This window comes from Pseudomonas sp. (assembly GCF_050739995.1).
GTDB lineage: Bacteria > Pseudomonadota > Gammaproteobacteria > Pseudomonadales > Pseudomonadaceae > Aquipseudomonas.
This window is the reverse complement of the sequence record NZ_JBOICG010000241.1, coordinates 1-12,945: the sequence shown is the minus strand read 5'-3', so window position 1 is coordinate 12,945 and position 12,945 is coordinate 1. Positions and strand designations below refer to the sequence as shown.

Sequence of the window (12,945 nt, the reverse complement as noted above, 5' to 3'; positions counted from 1 at the left end):
TAAGTTGACTGACACTTTGCTATCGGGGGCAAGCCCCCTCCCACACTTTGATTAGCTGTGTGTCAGGGAATGAAGAGCCCAGCCATTGCCTTGAGGCGCTTCTTGTAGATACGCCGCGCCTCCAATGCCTCCTCCAATGTCACCGCCACAAACCCCGCCCGCTGGTTCGGCTGCATCTGCCCGATCAAATCCAGGTCGGCACTGATCACCGTGCCGATCATCGCGTAGCCCCCACCGGACACCGCATCCCGATGCAGCACTATCGGCTCCAATCCGGCCGGCACCTGGATCGAACCGATGGGGTAGCAGCTATCGACGATATTGGATGGATCGGACCCCGCCCCAAATGGCTGTTCCCGGGGCTGAAAGCTCAACGCACTGCCGCCCTTGAAGCGATAGCCGATACGGTCCGCTTCTGAACCTACGGTCCAGGGTTCGGCAAAAAAACTACTTTTCGCAGCGTCGGTCAGTCGCTCGTAATACAGCCCGGGCACGACACGCAGCGTCACATCACCACCGACCGAACGACGCAACGCCATCGGTAAGCTGTTACCCGCCCGCCCCCATCCACTGGCCTCGCCGATCGACAGTTCATCGCCCTCCTGCAAGCGCCGTCCCTGAAACCCACCGAGCCCGCCGAGGGTGTAGGTCGAGCGGCTGCCGAGTACCAGCGGCACATCAATGCCGCCCGCCACCGCCAGATAAGTCCGCGCCCCCGCCCTGGGAAACTCAAAGCGCAACACCTGCCCGGCACGCACCTGAAAAGCGGTGTCCTGATGCACCACTACACCATCCAGACGCGGCGACATCAGCGCACCGCTGAGGGCCACCAGTGCGTCCTGTCGAAACTCAAGTTCCGGGCCGATCAACGTGCATTCCAAGCCCGCCGCATCGGCCGGGTTGCCCACCAAGTGGTTGGCCGCGCTCAGGGCATATTGGTCCAGCGCACCCGACGGCGGGATGCCCAGGTGGTAATAACCTTCACGGCCGAGATCCTGCACAGAGGTGGCCAGGCCGGGTTTGAGCACCTTGATCATGCCAACACCTCCTGCAGGGTTTTCGGGTAGCCGATGGGATCAGCGAGAAAGGCGTCGAGGGAAAATTCCACGGGGCGGATACGCAGGTCGAAACGGCCGGCCTCCACTTCGGCGACAGCCAAGTCATAGGCATCGCGGTCCATGGGTTTGAACTGCACGATATCGCCCGGGCGGAAGAACACCATGTGCTCCTTGAGATAGGCCAACTGCTGCGCCGGGTCGTAGATCGGCGCCGGGGTCACGCCGAACATCTGGTAGCCGCCAGCGCCGCGCACCGAGTAGATGCAGCCAAAGCAACCACCATGGCCGAGGGTGAGTTTGGGAGTGTCAGTGCGCGGGCGCAGGTACTTGGGCACCTGTAACTGCCGCTCACGCTCGACCATCTGGAACATGAATGGCAAGCCCGCGACAAACCCCACCATCGACACAAACCACGGCGCACCACTGTGGGCGGCGATAAACGCCTCCACATCGGCGAGGCCGTTGATGCGTGCGGCGTACTCCAGATCGGTGCCCGTGGGGTCTTGATGACGGTCACGAAAGCGCATCAGGGTTTCATGGGTCCAGGGGTCGTTGTAGAGCACCGGGATTTCGATGATGCGCGTGTGCAAGGTGCGTTCAGCCACGGCTTGGGCCTCGGCGCTTTGCACGGCGTCGAGCAGCACATGGGGTGCAATGCGGTCGGGGTCGAAGCGGATCTGGAACGACGCATTGGCCAGGCACACATCCAGCACGCCTTCCAGGACCAGGCGCTCCACGGCGCGGGTCACGGCCATGCCTTTGAAAAACGCCTGCAAGGACATGCTGTCGCTGACCTCGGCAAACAAGTGTTCATCACCGCCGAAGCTGTAGCGGATGGGGGATGTTTCAGCCATGTCTGTTCCTCTTGGAATCATTGTAGAAAGGCAGGCGAAAAATAATGGGGCGTTTTTATTGTGGCGTTTTGACGATGATGCCCGCCTCGTCCAAGGCTTCGCGGGTGGCCTCCACCAACTCCAGCGCACCAGGGGTGTCGCTGTGCAGGCAGATGGAATCGAACTCGATAAACAGGTCTTCGCCTTCTACGGTTCTCACCAGGTTGGTCTGACAGGCGCGCAAGACCCGTGCCGCCACCGTTGCAGGATCAAGCGCCCGTACATGGCGGGTAAACACGATGGAGCCGCTCAGATCGTATTCACGATCGGCGTAAAACTCCCGTACCACGGGTTGTCCCAACTCCTTGGCCACTCGCCAGATCACTGAGTTGGGCATGCAGTACAGCAGCAAGGTTGGCTCGACGATTTGCAGGTTTTGCACCAATAACCGTGCGGCTTCTTCGTCGCGGGCCAGGTGCATATACAGCGCGCCGTGGGGCTTGATGTGTTGCAGCGTCACGCCTTGGGCACGGGCCATTTCCCGCAGGGCGCCGAGTTGGTAGAGCATGTCGTCCACCAACTCCTGGGCCGGAGCGTTAATGTGCCGACGACCGAAACCCACCAGGTCACGAAAGCCTGGATGGGCGCCGATGGCAACGCCCAGTTGCTTGGCGCGCTCGACGGTGCGGCGCATGGTGCCGGGGTCGCCGGCGTGAAAGCCGGTGGCGATATTGGCCGAGCTGATGTAGGCCATCAGTTCCGCGTCGACACCATCGCCGATGGTCCAGGGGCCGAAGCCTTCGCCCATGTCCGAGTTGAAATCCACTGCCTGCATCAGGGTCGCTCCTCCAAGTTGATGCTGGAAAGTAGGCCGGGGCTTGACCCCTTGGGAAGATCTATTATCAGATGACTCATCTTCTGAAAAACAGATACCGCTATGTCCCTGACTTTGCGCCAAGTCCGCTATTTCGTCGCCACCGCCGAGATCGGCCAGATTTCCCAGGCGGCGATTCACCTGAACATCTCCCAGTCGGCGGTGACCACGGCGATCAAGGAATTGGAAGCCATGCTCGGCGTGCAATTGTTCGTGCGCTCGGCCCAGGGCATGAACCTCACCGACGCCGGGAGGCACTTCCTCAACCGCGCCTATGTCATCGTGCGCAGCGTGGAGGATGCACTGAACAGCCCTTTGCCCGACTACCGCGCCAGCGGTGTGCTGCGGGTGGCCGCCAGCTACACGGTGTTGGGTTACTTTCTGCCCCACCACCTGCAACGTATGGAACACTGGCACCCGGACGTGACCATCGAGGTCTTCGAACAGGAACGCCAGGCCATCGAACAGGGCCTGCTCGACGGCCAGTTCGACATGGCCGTGGTGCTCACCGCCAACCTCACTCACCCGGATATCGTCTCCGAAATCCTGTTCAACTCAGAACGCCGCCTATGGCTGCCAAGCCATCACCCACTGTGCGAACGCGGCGCCGTGAGCCTCACGGATGTGGCGCAGGAACCCTATATTCTGCTCACCGTCGACGAGGCCGAACACAGTGCCATGCGCTACTGGGAACAGGCCGGGCAAACGCCCAGGGTGCGGCTGCGCACCAGTTCGGTGGAGGCGGTGCGCAGCATGGTCGCCAACGGCAGCGGCGTGGCGATTCTGTCAGACCTGGTGCACCGGCCCTGGTCCCTGGAAGGCAAGCGCATTGAGACCCTGACCGTCACCGACCCGGTCCCCCCCATGAGCGTCGGCCTGGCCTGGCACCGCGAGCGGGCGTTCACCCCGGCGATGCAGGCGTTCCGGGATTACTTCCACGACGCCTTCCTGGCGCCGCAGCAGCTATCGGCGCGGCGTTAAAGATGGGACTGCAAAAGACCGGCCAGCCAATCCATGAACACCCGCACCCGCCGAGGTAAATGCCGCTGGCCGGCATACAGCAACGACACATCCAGAGGTGGTGCCGGGTAGTCGGGCAACAGCGCAACCAATTCGCCACTGGCCAGCAAATCGCGAATGCCCAGGGCGGGCACTTGGGTAATACCGAAACCGCCCAGGCACACCACTCGATACGCATCGGTACTGTTGACCGTGATCCGCCCAGCCATGGGCACCCGGTGTACCTTGTTGCCCTGCTGGTACTCAAAGCCCGCTGAACGCGCACCCAGGGGCCGTACGTAATGCACCAATTGGTGGTGCGCCAGGTCGGCCAGGGTCGTGGGCACGCCATGCCGTTGCAGGTACGCCGCACTCGCGCAGTTGATCATCGGCATGCTGCACAACAAGCGCGCCACCACCGTCTGGTCCGGCTGCGCGCCTACCCGAAGCACGCAATCAAAACCTTCGGCAAGCAGGTCGACCTGACGGTCGGTGCTGCTGATTTCCAGCTCGATCAGCGGGTGTGCATCCATGAATTCCGGCAAGCGCGGCAGGATCAACTCCCGTGCCATGACGTTGGGCATGTCCACGCGAATACGCCCGGAGAGTTGTGCTTCATCCTGGCGAAACAGCCCTTCCAATTCGTCCATGTGCGACAGCAAATCCTTGCTGCGCTCATACAACACCCGGCCATCCTGGGTCGCCTGCACCTTGCGCGTGGTGCGTTGCAGCAAGCGCGTGCCAAGCAGTTCTTCCAGGGCCTGCACATGTTCGGACACCGTGGAGCGCGGCAAGCCCAGGCTCTCGCCCGCCTGGGTGAAACTCGACAATTCGGTGACACGTACAAAGGTGCGCAACAGCTCAAGCTTGTTCATGGGATTGTTCGCCTTATCCGGCCAGTGATTCCGGCAAAGGCCTGTTTATCACGTTATCAGCGGACAAATACACTCGATTCCACTATCAACCGAGTGGACCTTCATCATGACCCGTAAAATCGCACTGATCACCGGCGCCAGCCGCGGCCTGGGCAAAAGCGCCGCGCTGCACCTTGCGGCACAAGGCGTCGACATCATCGGCACCTACCATAGCGCCGCCGGCGAAGCCCAGGCCGTCGTCGAACACGTTCAGGCCTTGGGCGGCCGCGCCGCCATGTTGCAGCTGGATGTAAGCCGCAGCGACACGTTCGATGGCTTCGTCGGCGAAATCACCACCGTGCTCAAAGATGTTTTCGCACAGGATCACTTCGACTTTCTGATCAACAACGCCGGCATTGGTACCCACGCCAGCTTTGCCGAAACCACCGAAGCACAGTTCGACCAAATGGTGGCGATTCACTTCAAGGCGCCATTTTTCCTCACTCAGAAACTGCTGCCGCTGATCAGCGATGGCGGGCGCATCATCAATATCTCCAGCGGCCTGGCACGGTTCAGCTTGCCGGGATATGCGGCGTATGCAGCCACGAAAGGCGCGATGGAAGTACTCACCCGCTATCAGGCCAAGGAACTGGGTGGGCGTGGCATCACCGTGAACATCCTGGCACCCGGCGCCATCGAAACCGACTTCGGCGGTGGTGCCGTACGCGACAACACGGGCTTGAACGCCATGGTCGCCAACAACACCGCCCTGGGCCGCGCCGGCTTGCCGGACGATATCGGTGGGGCCATTTCCATCTTGCTGGCCGATGGCAGCAACTGGATCACCGGCCAGTGCATCGAGGCCTCGGGCGGCATGTTTCTGTAAGGTTCAAACGCCGCTGCGTTGCTCGCTCCGACACTGAATAGCGTTTTTGCTGACGATTTTTTCCCGAATAACGTCATACCCCCAGTGATACACATAGGTGTACGGCAGGAAGAACAGCAACACACCGATGTCGAGGATGAAGGCTTCCAACAGGCTGGTCTTCATCAGCAGGGCAATCAGCGGCACCGCCATGAGAATCAGACCACCTTCAAACAGCAGCGCGTGCAGTACGCGGGTCCCGCCGCCACTGGTCAGTTGCAGGCGCGCTTTGAGGCGGTCGAACAAGCTGTTGAAAATAACGTTCCAGGTCAGCGCCAACAGGCTGATGCCCAAGGTCACCGCGCCCATTTCCAGGGCCGGCCTGCCGGTGATCCACACCAACAGCGGTGTACAGATCAACAATGCCAATCCCTCAAACCCCAGGGCTTGGCCAACACGTTCAGTAATCGACTTGGTAGGGTGCATAACCCGTGCTCCGTGAATGACGATGGTTGCCATGATCACCCCTCTGATCGATACTTCATAACCAGTAACCATCGACAAAGGCGATAGTCATGGCCTCCAATGAAGTGCTGCAGGCGTTTGTCCAAGCGGCCACCCAAGGCTCGTTTTCCGCGGCGGCGCGCAAGCTGGGCAAGAGCCAGTCCACCGTCAGTGCGGCCGTGGCGAGCCTGGAAATCGACCTGGATGTGGTGCTGTTCGACCGCAGCAGCCGCAAGCCCACGCTGACGCCCGCCGGCCATGTGCTGCTGCAACGTGCCGAGCAGGTGCTGGAGGCCAGCAGTCGCCTGGAGATGGCCGCCAATCAACTGGCCCAGGGGTTGGAGCCGAAGCTGAGTATCGCCATGTCCGATACCTACCAGTCCGAACGTTTCGAACTCGCCCTCAAAGCCTTCGAACAACGCTACCCGGACCTGGAACTGGAATGGCTGATTGCCGAGTGCGAAGACTTGATCGACCTTGTGCAAAGCGGTCGCGCGCAGATTGCCTTCATTGAAGCCCAGGAGGTTTACCCGCCAGACCTGAGCCGTGCGCCCGTCGCAGAGCACGCCGAACTCGCCCTGTTCGTCGCCCCCACCCATCCGCTGGCCAGCCTGGAGAACATCGACCAGCGGGTATTGCAGCAGCACCGCGAACTGCGCCTGGCGAGCATCATCAACCCTAATGAAACCCGCGCCACTGGCCGCGTGTGGTCGGCGCCGAGTTTTCTGATGCTGATGGAAATGGCCCAACTGGGTTTCGGTTGGGCGGCGCTGCCCCGCTGGATGGTAGAGCGCTTTGCCGACGTCGGGCTGGTTGAACTCAATGTGCGCAGTTGGCCACGCTCGGTGGCGGTGGATGCATTGTGGTCGCGCCAACACCCACCCGGCCCGGCAGGCAGTTGGATGTTGAAGAAAATCCTCGAATAGCGTTCAAGTCCCCCAGCCTTTACTGCCTGGGGAGTTTGAGTTCGGCCAGGCGTCGTTCGATGAAGCGTTTTTCCGGCACTTGCTGGGTCAATGACAAGGCCTTTTCGTAAGCCGCATGCGCTTCTTCGATGCGCTCCAACTGTCGGCAAAACTCCCCCTGCGCCGCATGTGCCAAGTGATAATCCAGCAGCTCACCGCGCTGCAAAATGCCCTCCACCAACCTCAACCCGGCCAGCGGCCCTTGCCACATCGCCACGGCCACGGCGCGGTTCAGCTCAATCACGGGCGACGGCACTTCCCGAAGCAACACATCGTAAAGCCCGACAATCTGCAACCAGTCGGTTTCCCCGGCGCTGGCCGCTTCAGCATGCACCGCGGCAATCGCCGCTTGCAGGCAATACGGCCCGAAACGGCCCGTGGTCAGCGCCTGCTCCACCAGCGCGCAGCCTTCAGCGATCAAGGACGCGTCCCACAAACCGCGATCCTGTTCATACAACAACACCAACTCACCACTGGCCGAAGTACGCGCCGCTCGACGAGATTCGTGCAATAGCATCAGCGCCAGCAAGCCCATGACTTCAGGCTCCGGCAACAACTCCAGCAGCAGGCGAGCCAGGCGGATGGCTTCGCGAGTCAGGTCTTCCCGGGTGAGGTCCGCCCCCATGGAGGCTGAATAGCCTTCGTTGAACACCAGGTAAACCACGCGCAATACGCTGTCGAGACGTTCCGGCAACTCGGCCAGGGACGGCACCTGATAGGGGATTTTCGCGTCACGGATCTTGCCCTTGGCGCGCACGATACGCTGGGCAATGGTGGTGGGCGTGGCCAGAAAAGCGTGGGCGATTTCTTCGGTGGTGAGGTCACAGATCTCACGCAAGGTCAGCGCCGCCTGGGCATCGGGCGCCAGCGCCGGGTGGCAGCAGGTGAAGATCAGGCGCAGGCGGTCGTCCTCCACGTCCTCATCACTCCAGTGCGCTGTTTCCAGTGCGTCGGCCTGCTCCTGCAGTAACGGGGTAAAACGCGCCTGCCGGCGCAGGCGGTCGATGGCTTTGAAACGGCCGGTGGAGACCAGCCACGCGTAGGGATTGTCCGGCACACCGTCCTGTGACCAACGCTGCACGGCGACGAAAAACGCTTCGTGCAGGGCTTCCTCCGCCAGGTCGAAATCACCGAGCAAGCGAATCAGCGTCGCCAGTACGCGCCGTGATTCGCTGCGGTAAATCGCCTCGATGGCTGGCGTCAATCGGTCATGCCCTGGGTCACCAGCGTCACCAGGCGGTCCAGGCTCTGCCCCCAGCCATCGTGAAACCCCATGGCTTCGTGGGCCTGTTTATCCTCAGCGTTCCAGTGCATGGCGCGGGCGGTGTAGCGGGTTTTACCGTCGACCTCCTCGAAGATGACTTCGGCGGTCATGAAGGGTTTGCCCGAGGGAATCCAACCGGGTGTAAAAGCGTCGGTAAATACCAAGCGGTTGGGCGCATCAATCTCCAGGAATACGCCCTGGGTTGGGTATTCACTGCCATCCGGCGCGCGCATAAGGGTGCGAAACAGGCCACCGACCCACAGGTTCATTTCGCACTCAGGAGTGGTCATGCCGTGGGGCCCCCACCATTGTTGCAACAACTCGGGCGTGGTCCAGGCACGGAAGACTCGGCTGCGCGGGGCGTCGATCAAGCGGCTGATGGACAGTTCGAAAGGTGCAGGGGTGCTCATCGCTTATCCTCTTGGGTTCTTATGATTGTGATGATCAGAGATTCAATTCACGCACGGGACGCACTTCCACACTGCCGACCCGCGCCGCCGGTATCCCGCCGGCCACTTGGATCGCATCGTTCAGGTCCTTGGCCTCGATCAGGTAGAACCCGGCCAACTGCTCCTTGGTCTCGGCAAACGGACCGTCGGTGATCGACAACTTGCCATTGCGCAGGCGCACGGTGGTGGCGGTACTCACGGACTCCAGCGGCTCGGCGGCCAGCATGCGGCCGCTGGCCTGAATAGCCTGGGCATAGGCTAAGCACTCCGGGTCTTTGGGACTGTCCGGGTCGGTGTGCAACACCTGTTCGTTGCTGTAGATCAGGCAGAGGTATTTCATGTGCGTCTCCGTTTTCGGACTACTGACTATAGTTCGTCGTGCTCAAGGTTTCAGCTCGAACAACGCGCTTCCGCTTTCCATGTCGAAAGGTGCCGACCAATGCTCATGCACCACCTTCCATTGGCCATTGATGCGTTGGTAACCGGCAGTCACGCGCATCCAGCACGCCTTCACCACGCCATCCGGCCCGGCACCGCCGCAATGGGCCAGCCAGTGGGCAAATGCGCTCTCTGGGGCTTCGATGATGCGCAGCTCATGAAACTCGAAAATGCCTGGGCCTGGGCAGTGCTTCATGCACTCTTCCCAGTGTGCGCGGTAGGCGGCCTTGCCTTTGAATTGCAACGCAGACACGGCGTCGAATGAGACGATATCGTCGGCGTAATAGCTGACAATCTTGTCGATATCCCGGGAAAGTACGGCTTGCTTCCATTGATCGATCAGGGTGTGGATGGCAGTGCTCATGGCGATACTCCTTCTGGGTGGAAAATCACGAAAGACACCCTTAGTCGAATGACGCTTCGGAAAATCGACAAACCGCTTAAAAATAATGTCGCCCCCGACAAACCCGCTAGAATCCACGCCTCTTTGTAGGATTTCGGATACGCCCCCGATGGAAACCCGCCTCGCCCTCTATGAGACGCTGAGCCTTGTGCAGAAACAGCAGCTCAACTCCCTACAAGTGCATCCCGAGCAACTGGCGTACTCCGGTGATATCTACTGTGCGCTGAACAGCCTGCTGGTCAACCCTCACCCCACCGCGATCAAAGGCTTCGCCCTGCTTGCCGATGAAACGCCCGTGGCCTTCCTCCTGCTCAAACGCCCACCTTGCCTGCCCCACTGGGCCGACGAACACAGCGCGACCTTGCATGCATTGCAGGTGGATCAACACCAGCAAGGCCGCGGATTCGGCAAGGCCTGCCTGCAAGCGTTGCCCGCAGCGGCATTGCAGGCGTGGCCGCAGATCAAGGGGCTGGAGTTGTCAGTGGACGCGGACAATGTGGCGGCGATGGGGTTGTATCTGCGGGCGGGTTGGGTAGACAGCGGGGAGGCATATAAGGGGCGGATTGGGTATGAACGGAGGCTGAGGTGGGCCTTTGATCAGGGTGTTCTTGACACACTTAAAATGTAACGTATGCATCACTTACCTACCGTCAAGTAATGAATACAAGACATGGATGCTTCTGTAATTGCTCAACAACTCGGCACCCAATTGCGCACCATGCGTCTCAATAATCTCTGCTCTGGATTATCAACACATCTTGGGCGCTTGAACGTGCGCCCGTACTCATCCAAGGACAAGGTGACTCCATGCTGACAAGCCTCGAACAACTCGAAACCCTCTACGGCCTCCCCCACGAGCGCGCGGTGCGCAAGGAAATCCCGTTTCTCAACGAGGATTACCAAGCCATGGTGCGAGCTTCGCCGCTGGTGGTGGTGAGTTCGTCAGGGCCGGACGGCATCGACGGTTCACCCCGGGGGGATGTGCCGGGATTTGTGCGGATTGTGGATGAACGCACCCTGGCGATTCCGGATCGGCCCGGGAATAACCGCGTGGATACGTTGCGCAATTTGGTGCAGGACCCGCGGATCGCCTTGCTATTCATCATCCCAGGCATTGGCGAGACTTTGCGCGTAAACGGCCGGGCGCAGATTTCCATCGAGCCGCAGTTGCTGGAGAGTTTTGCGGTGAATGGCAAGCCGGCGCGGTCGGTGATTCTGGTGCAAGTGGAGGCCGCGTTTTTTCACTGCTCCAAGGCTTTTGTGCGCTCGGACTGCTGGAACCCCGAAAAACACCTGGACCGCTCGGCGTTACCGTCGGCGGGGGCGTTTCACAGGCGACTCAATGATGGGCAGTTTGATGCCGAGGCGTATGACCGGGAGATGCCGGAGAGGGTCAGAAACACGTTGTACTGATACAGCTGTAGGAGCCGGCTTGCCGGCTCCTACCAGGGGCGGGTTCAACCTCTTTCGCCCACCGGCAACCAGATTTCCACCGTCCCAGTGCCCTTGTGCACGTCGAAATCCGCGCTATAACGCTCAAAATCCGCGCCCATCACCTTGTAACCCGAGTGCGGTAGCCATTCGAACATGATGCGCTCGTACGTTTGCTCAAGCGCCTGAACCGGCCCGTAATGCGGGAACACGGCATAGTTGAGCGGCGGGATCTCGATGCATTCGAAGTTGCTCGGCACGTCGCCCTTGGTGGGGACCTCTACACCGGCCATGTAGTCGAATTCGCCATGCTTGGGGTTATGGCAAACACCATACGTCACGCCGCCAACGCGCTTCTTGATGTCCTTGATGCAGGTATCGAACAACTCCCACAATTTTGGGATATCGCCCACGGTGGCCTTCGAATAGCGCCCTTGCACCCCGGCGATCACCAGGGTTTTACCGGCTTCCATGCGTGGCTCCAACGGTTGTTTTGTCTGCTGATCCATACGAACAGTCTCCTTCTTATGAGGGAACAAACCCGCATCGAGTATAGGGGCATAACCGCCCCGCGCTCCATGCAGAAATTTTTCCTACGCATCTGGACAACGGGCCATCATCGACCGTATTGTCTGCCCCGCAGGCCACCGCAGTGGCCGACGTCGCTCGGACGGTTCCGGGCGCTTACGTACTCCGAGGCAACAATGGCAGACCAAGGTTCGCCGCGCCGCTTTGCGCGCATAGATCGACTCCCCCCTTACGTTTTCAATATCACTGCCGAGCTGAAGATGGCTGCGCGTCGGCGCGGCGAAGACATCATCGACTTGAGCATGGGTAACCCCGACGGTGCCACACCGCCGCACATTGTCGAAAAACTCGTCCAGGTCGCCCAGCGCGAAGACACCCACGGCTACTCCACGTCCAAAGGCATTCCGCGCCTGCGCCGCGCCATTTCGCGCTGGTACAAGGACCGTTATGAAGTGGACATCGACCCCGAGTCGGAAGCCATCGTCACCATCGGCTCCAAGGAAGGCCTGGCGCACTTGATGCTGGCCACCCTGGACCAGGGCGATACCGTGCTGGTGCCGAACCCAAGCTACCCGATCCACATCTACGGTGCCGTGATTGCCGGCGCCCAGGTGCGGTCGGTGCCGCTGGTGCCCGGCGTGGACTTCTTCGCCGAACTGGAGCGGGCGATTCGTGGCTCGATCCCCAAGCCGAAGATGATGATCCTGGGCTTTCCGTCCAACCCCACCGCGCAGTGTGTGGAGCTGGACTTCTTCGAACGCGTGATCGCCCTGGCCAAGCAGTACGACGTGCTGGTGATCCACGACCTGGCCTACGCCGACATCGTCTACGACGGCTGGAAAGCCCCGTCGATCATGCAGGTGCCGGGCGCCAAGGACATTGCGGTGGAGTTTTTCACCCTGTCCAAGAGCTACAACATGGCCGGCTGGCGCATCGGTTTCATGGTGGGTAACCCTGAACTGGTCAACGCCCTGGCGCGCATCAAGAGCTACCACGACTACGGCACCTTCACTCCGCTGCAAGTCGCGGCGATTGCGGCATTGGAAGGCGATCAGCAGTGCGTTAAAGACATCGCCGAGCAGTACCGCCAGCGCCGCAATGTGCTGGTCAAGGGCCTGCATGAGCTGGGCTGGATGGTGGAGAACCCGAAGGCGTCGATGTACGTCTGGGCGAAGATTCCCGAGGCGTATGCCGCCATGGGCTCGTTGGAATTTGCCAAGAAACTGCTGTTGGAAGCAAAGGTGTGCGTGTCGCCGGGGATTGGGTTTGGTGAGTACGGGGATGATCACGTGCGTTTTGCGCTGATCGAGAACCAGGACCGGATTCGCCAGGCGGTGCGGGGGATTCGCGGGATGTTCCGAGCGGACGGCCTAGTCGCCAAAACCGGCGCCTGACTCGGTCAAAATGTGGGAGGGGGCTTGCTCCCGATTGCTGAGTGTCAGTCACTGCATCTGGTGACTGACCCACTGCTATCGGGAGC

Annotated in this window: 16 protein-coding genes; 6 read left to right on the top strand and 10 right to left on the bottom strand. The window is 60.7% G+C overall.

Annotation, left to right across the window (positions count from 1 at the left end; genetic code table 11):
* Nucleotides 1–62: 62 nt before the first annotated feature.
* From ACRESD_RS08240 to ACRESD_RS08230, 3 genes are read right to left on the bottom strand one after another with little or no spacing between them, the layout of a single operon-like run.
* Complete coding sequence (locus ACRESD_RS08240; protein WP_431750473.1) at nucleotides 63–1,037, bottom strand: biotin-dependent carboxyltransferase family protein; 975 nt, start codon at nucleotides 1,035–1,037, stop codon at nucleotides 63–65.
* Nucleotides 1,034–1,912, bottom strand: a complete 879-nt coding sequence (locus ACRESD_RS08235; RefSeq protein ID WP_431750472.1) for a 5-oxoprolinase subunit B family protein — start codon at nucleotides 1,910–1,912, stop codon at nucleotides 1,034–1,036. Before ACRESD_RS08235 ends, ACRESD_RS08240 begins: the two co-directional genes overlap by 4 nt.
* 55 nt (nucleotides 1,913–1,967) lie before the next feature.
* Nucleotides 1,968–2,726, bottom strand: coding sequence for a 5-oxoprolinase subunit PxpA (locus ACRESD_RS08230; RefSeq protein ID WP_431750471.1), 759 nt, complete (start codon nucleotides 2,724–2,726; stop codon nucleotides 1,968–1,970).
* Nucleotides 2,727–2,828: 102 nt separating this feature from the next.
* Here ACRESD_RS08230 and ACRESD_RS08225 point away from each other — a divergent pair, with 102 nt between their 5' ends.
* Nucleotides 2,829–3,746: a LysR family transcriptional regulator gene (locus ACRESD_RS08225; RefSeq protein WP_431750470.1), complete on the top strand. Its 918-nt coding sequence runs from the start codon at nucleotides 2,829–2,831 to the stop codon at nucleotides 3,744–3,746.
* Here the strand turns inward: ACRESD_RS08225 and ACRESD_RS08220 are convergent.
* Nucleotides 3,743–4,639, bottom strand: coding sequence for a LysR family transcriptional regulator (locus tag ACRESD_RS08220; RefSeq protein WP_431750469.1), 897 nt, complete (start codon nucleotides 4,637–4,639; stop codon nucleotides 3,743–3,745). The two genes, ACRESD_RS08225 and ACRESD_RS08220, sit on opposite strands and share 4 nt — an antisense overlap.
* A 106-nt stretch (nucleotides 4,640–4,745) precedes the next feature.
* Between ACRESD_RS08220 and ACRESD_RS08215 the strand changes: the two genes are divergently transcribed.
* On the top strand, nucleotides 4,746–5,504 hold the full coding sequence (locus ACRESD_RS08215; RefSeq protein WP_431750468.1) for an SDR family NAD(P)-dependent oxidoreductase: 759 nt from the start codon (nucleotides 4,746–4,748) through the stop codon (nucleotides 5,502–5,504).
* A 3-nt stretch (nucleotides 5,505–5,507) separates the two neighbouring features.
* On the opposite strand, the gene ACRESD_RS08210 is transcribed toward ACRESD_RS08215, so the two are convergent.
* Nucleotides 5,508–5,969, bottom strand: coding sequence for a multidrug/biocide efflux PACE transporter (locus ACRESD_RS08210; RefSeq protein ID WP_431750467.1), 462 nt, complete (start codon nucleotides 5,967–5,969; stop codon nucleotides 5,508–5,510).
* An 89-nt stretch (nucleotides 5,970–6,058) separates the two neighbouring features.
* Between ACRESD_RS08210 and ACRESD_RS08205 the strand changes: the two genes are divergently transcribed.
* Nucleotides 6,059–6,913 carry a LysR family transcriptional regulator gene (locus tag ACRESD_RS08205; RefSeq protein ID WP_431750466.1) on the top strand — a complete coding sequence of 285 codons (855 nt, stop codon included), beginning with the start codon at nucleotides 6,059–6,061 and terminating at the stop codon, nucleotides 6,911–6,913.
* 19 nt (nucleotides 6,914–6,932) lie between these two features.
* On the opposite strand, the gene ACRESD_RS08200 is transcribed toward ACRESD_RS08205, so the two are convergent.
* From ACRESD_RS08200 to ACRESD_RS08185, 4 genes are read right to left on the bottom strand one after another with little or no spacing between them, the layout of a single operon-like run.
* Nucleotides 6,933–8,156 carry an RNA polymerase sigma factor gene (locus tag ACRESD_RS08200; protein WP_431750465.1) on the bottom strand — a complete coding sequence of 408 codons (1,224 nt, stop codon included), beginning with the start codon at nucleotides 8,154–8,156 and terminating at the stop codon, nucleotides 6,933–6,935.
* The gene (locus ACRESD_RS08195) at nucleotides 8,153–8,626 is read right to left on the bottom strand and encodes an SRPBCC family protein (protein WP_431750464.1); all 474 of its coding nucleotides are present in this window, start codon (nucleotides 8,624–8,626) and stop codon (nucleotides 8,153–8,155) included. Before ACRESD_RS08195 ends, ACRESD_RS08200 begins: the two co-directional genes overlap by 4 nt.
* Before the next feature lie 34 nt (nucleotides 8,627–8,660).
* Nucleotides 8,661–9,005: a YciI family protein gene (locus tag ACRESD_RS08190; protein ID WP_431750463.1), complete on the bottom strand. Its 345-nt coding sequence runs from the start codon at nucleotides 9,003–9,005 to the stop codon at nucleotides 8,661–8,663.
* A 42-nt stretch (nucleotides 9,006–9,047) separates the two neighbouring features.
* Nucleotides 9,048–9,467 (bottom strand): YybH family protein, encoded by a 420-nt coding sequence (locus tag ACRESD_RS08185; protein WP_431750462.1) that lies wholly within the window; start codon nucleotides 9,465–9,467, stop codon nucleotides 9,048–9,050.
* A 148-nt stretch (nucleotides 9,468–9,615) separates the two neighbouring features.
* Here ACRESD_RS08185 and ACRESD_RS08180 point away from each other — a divergent pair, with 148 nt between their 5' ends.
* Both ACRESD_RS08180 and ACRESD_RS08175 read left to right on the top strand, forming a co-directional pair.
* Nucleotides 9,616–10,134, top strand: coding sequence for a GNAT family N-acetyltransferase (locus tag ACRESD_RS08180; protein WP_431750461.1), 519 nt, complete (start codon nucleotides 9,616–9,618; stop codon nucleotides 10,132–10,134).
* A gap of 179 nt (nucleotides 10,135–10,313) precedes the next feature.
* Nucleotides 10,314–10,919 carry a pyridoxamine 5'-phosphate oxidase family protein gene (locus ACRESD_RS08175; RefSeq protein ID WP_431750460.1) on the top strand — a complete coding sequence of 202 codons (606 nt, stop codon included), beginning with the start codon at nucleotides 10,314–10,316 and terminating at the stop codon, nucleotides 10,917–10,919.
* Between the two features lie 44 nt (nucleotides 10,920–10,963).
* Here the strand turns inward: ACRESD_RS08175 and ACRESD_RS08170 are convergent, their stop codons facing one another.
* Nucleotides 10,964–11,446, bottom strand: a complete 483-nt coding sequence (locus ACRESD_RS08170; RefSeq protein ID WP_431750459.1) for a GyrI-like domain-containing protein — start codon at nucleotides 11,444–11,446, stop codon at nucleotides 10,964–10,966.
* A 195-nt stretch (nucleotides 11,447–11,641) separates the two neighbouring features.
* Here ACRESD_RS08170 and alaC point away from each other — a divergent pair, with 195 nt between their 5' ends.
* Nucleotides 11,642–12,859 (top strand): alanine transaminase, encoded by a 1,218-nt coding sequence (alaC, locus tag ACRESD_RS08165; RefSeq protein WP_431750458.1) that lies wholly within the window; start codon nucleotides 11,642–11,644, stop codon nucleotides 12,857–12,859.
* The last annotated feature ends 86 nt before the right edge of the window (nucleotides 12,860–12,945 follow it).

What these genes read in the sequence shown, in the direction of transcription:
- ACRESD_RS08210 (WP_431750467.1), bottom strand. Translation starts at nt 5,969, where the DNA reads ATGCACCCTACCAAGTCGATTACTGAACGTGTTGGCCAAGCCCTGGGG.
- ACRESD_RS08240 (WP_431750473.1), bottom strand. Translation starts at nt 1,037, where the DNA reads ATGATCAAGGTGCTCAAACCCGGCCTGGCCACCTCTGTGCAGGATCTC.
- ACRESD_RS08235 (WP_431750472.1), bottom strand. Translation starts at nt 1,912, where the DNA reads ATGGCTGAAACATCCCCCATCCGCTACAGCTTCGGCGGTGATGAACAC.
- alaC (WP_431750458.1), top strand. Translation starts at nt 11,642, where the DNA reads ATGGCAGACCAAGGTTCGCCGCGCCGCTTTGCGCGCATAGATCGACTC.
- ACRESD_RS08225 (WP_431750470.1), top strand. Translation starts at nt 2,829, where the DNA reads ATGTCCCTGACTTTGCGCCAAGTCCGCTATTTCGTCGCCACCGCCGAG.
- ACRESD_RS08175 (WP_431750460.1), top strand. Translation starts at nt 10,314, where the DNA reads ATGCTGACAAGCCTCGAACAACTCGAAACCCTCTACGGCCTCCCCCAC.
- ACRESD_RS08230 (WP_431750471.1), bottom strand. Translation starts at nt 2,726, where the DNA reads ATGCAGGCAGTGGATTTCAACTCGGACATGGGCGAAGGCTTCGGCCCC.
- ACRESD_RS08180 (WP_431750461.1), top strand. Translation starts at nt 9,616, where the DNA reads ATGGAAACCCGCCTCGCCCTCTATGAGACGCTGAGCCTTGTGCAGAAA.
- ACRESD_RS08220 (WP_431750469.1), bottom strand. Translation starts at nt 4,639, where the DNA reads ATGAACAAGCTTGAGCTGTTGCGCACCTTTGTACGTGTCACCGAATTG.
- ACRESD_RS08170 (WP_431750459.1), bottom strand. Translation starts at nt 11,446, where the DNA reads ATGGATCAGCAGACAAAACAACCGTTGGAGCCACGCATGGAAGCCGGT.
- ACRESD_RS08185 (WP_431750462.1), bottom strand. Translation starts at nt 9,467, where the DNA reads ATGAGCACTGCCATCCACACCCTGATCGATCAATGGAAGCAAGCCGTA.
- ACRESD_RS08190 (WP_431750463.1), bottom strand. Translation starts at nt 9,005, where the DNA reads ATGAAATACCTCTGCCTGATCTACAGCAACGAACAGGTGTTGCACACC.
- ACRESD_RS08205 (WP_431750466.1), top strand. Translation starts at nt 6,059, where the DNA reads ATGGCCTCCAATGAAGTGCTGCAGGCGTTTGTCCAAGCGGCCACCCAA.
- ACRESD_RS08195 (WP_431750464.1), bottom strand. Translation starts at nt 8,626, where the DNA reads ATGAGCACCCCTGCACCTTTCGAACTGTCCATCAGCCGCTTGATCGAC.
- ACRESD_RS08215 (WP_431750468.1), top strand. Translation starts at nt 4,746, where the DNA reads ATGACCCGTAAAATCGCACTGATCACCGGCGCCAGCCGCGGCCTGGGC.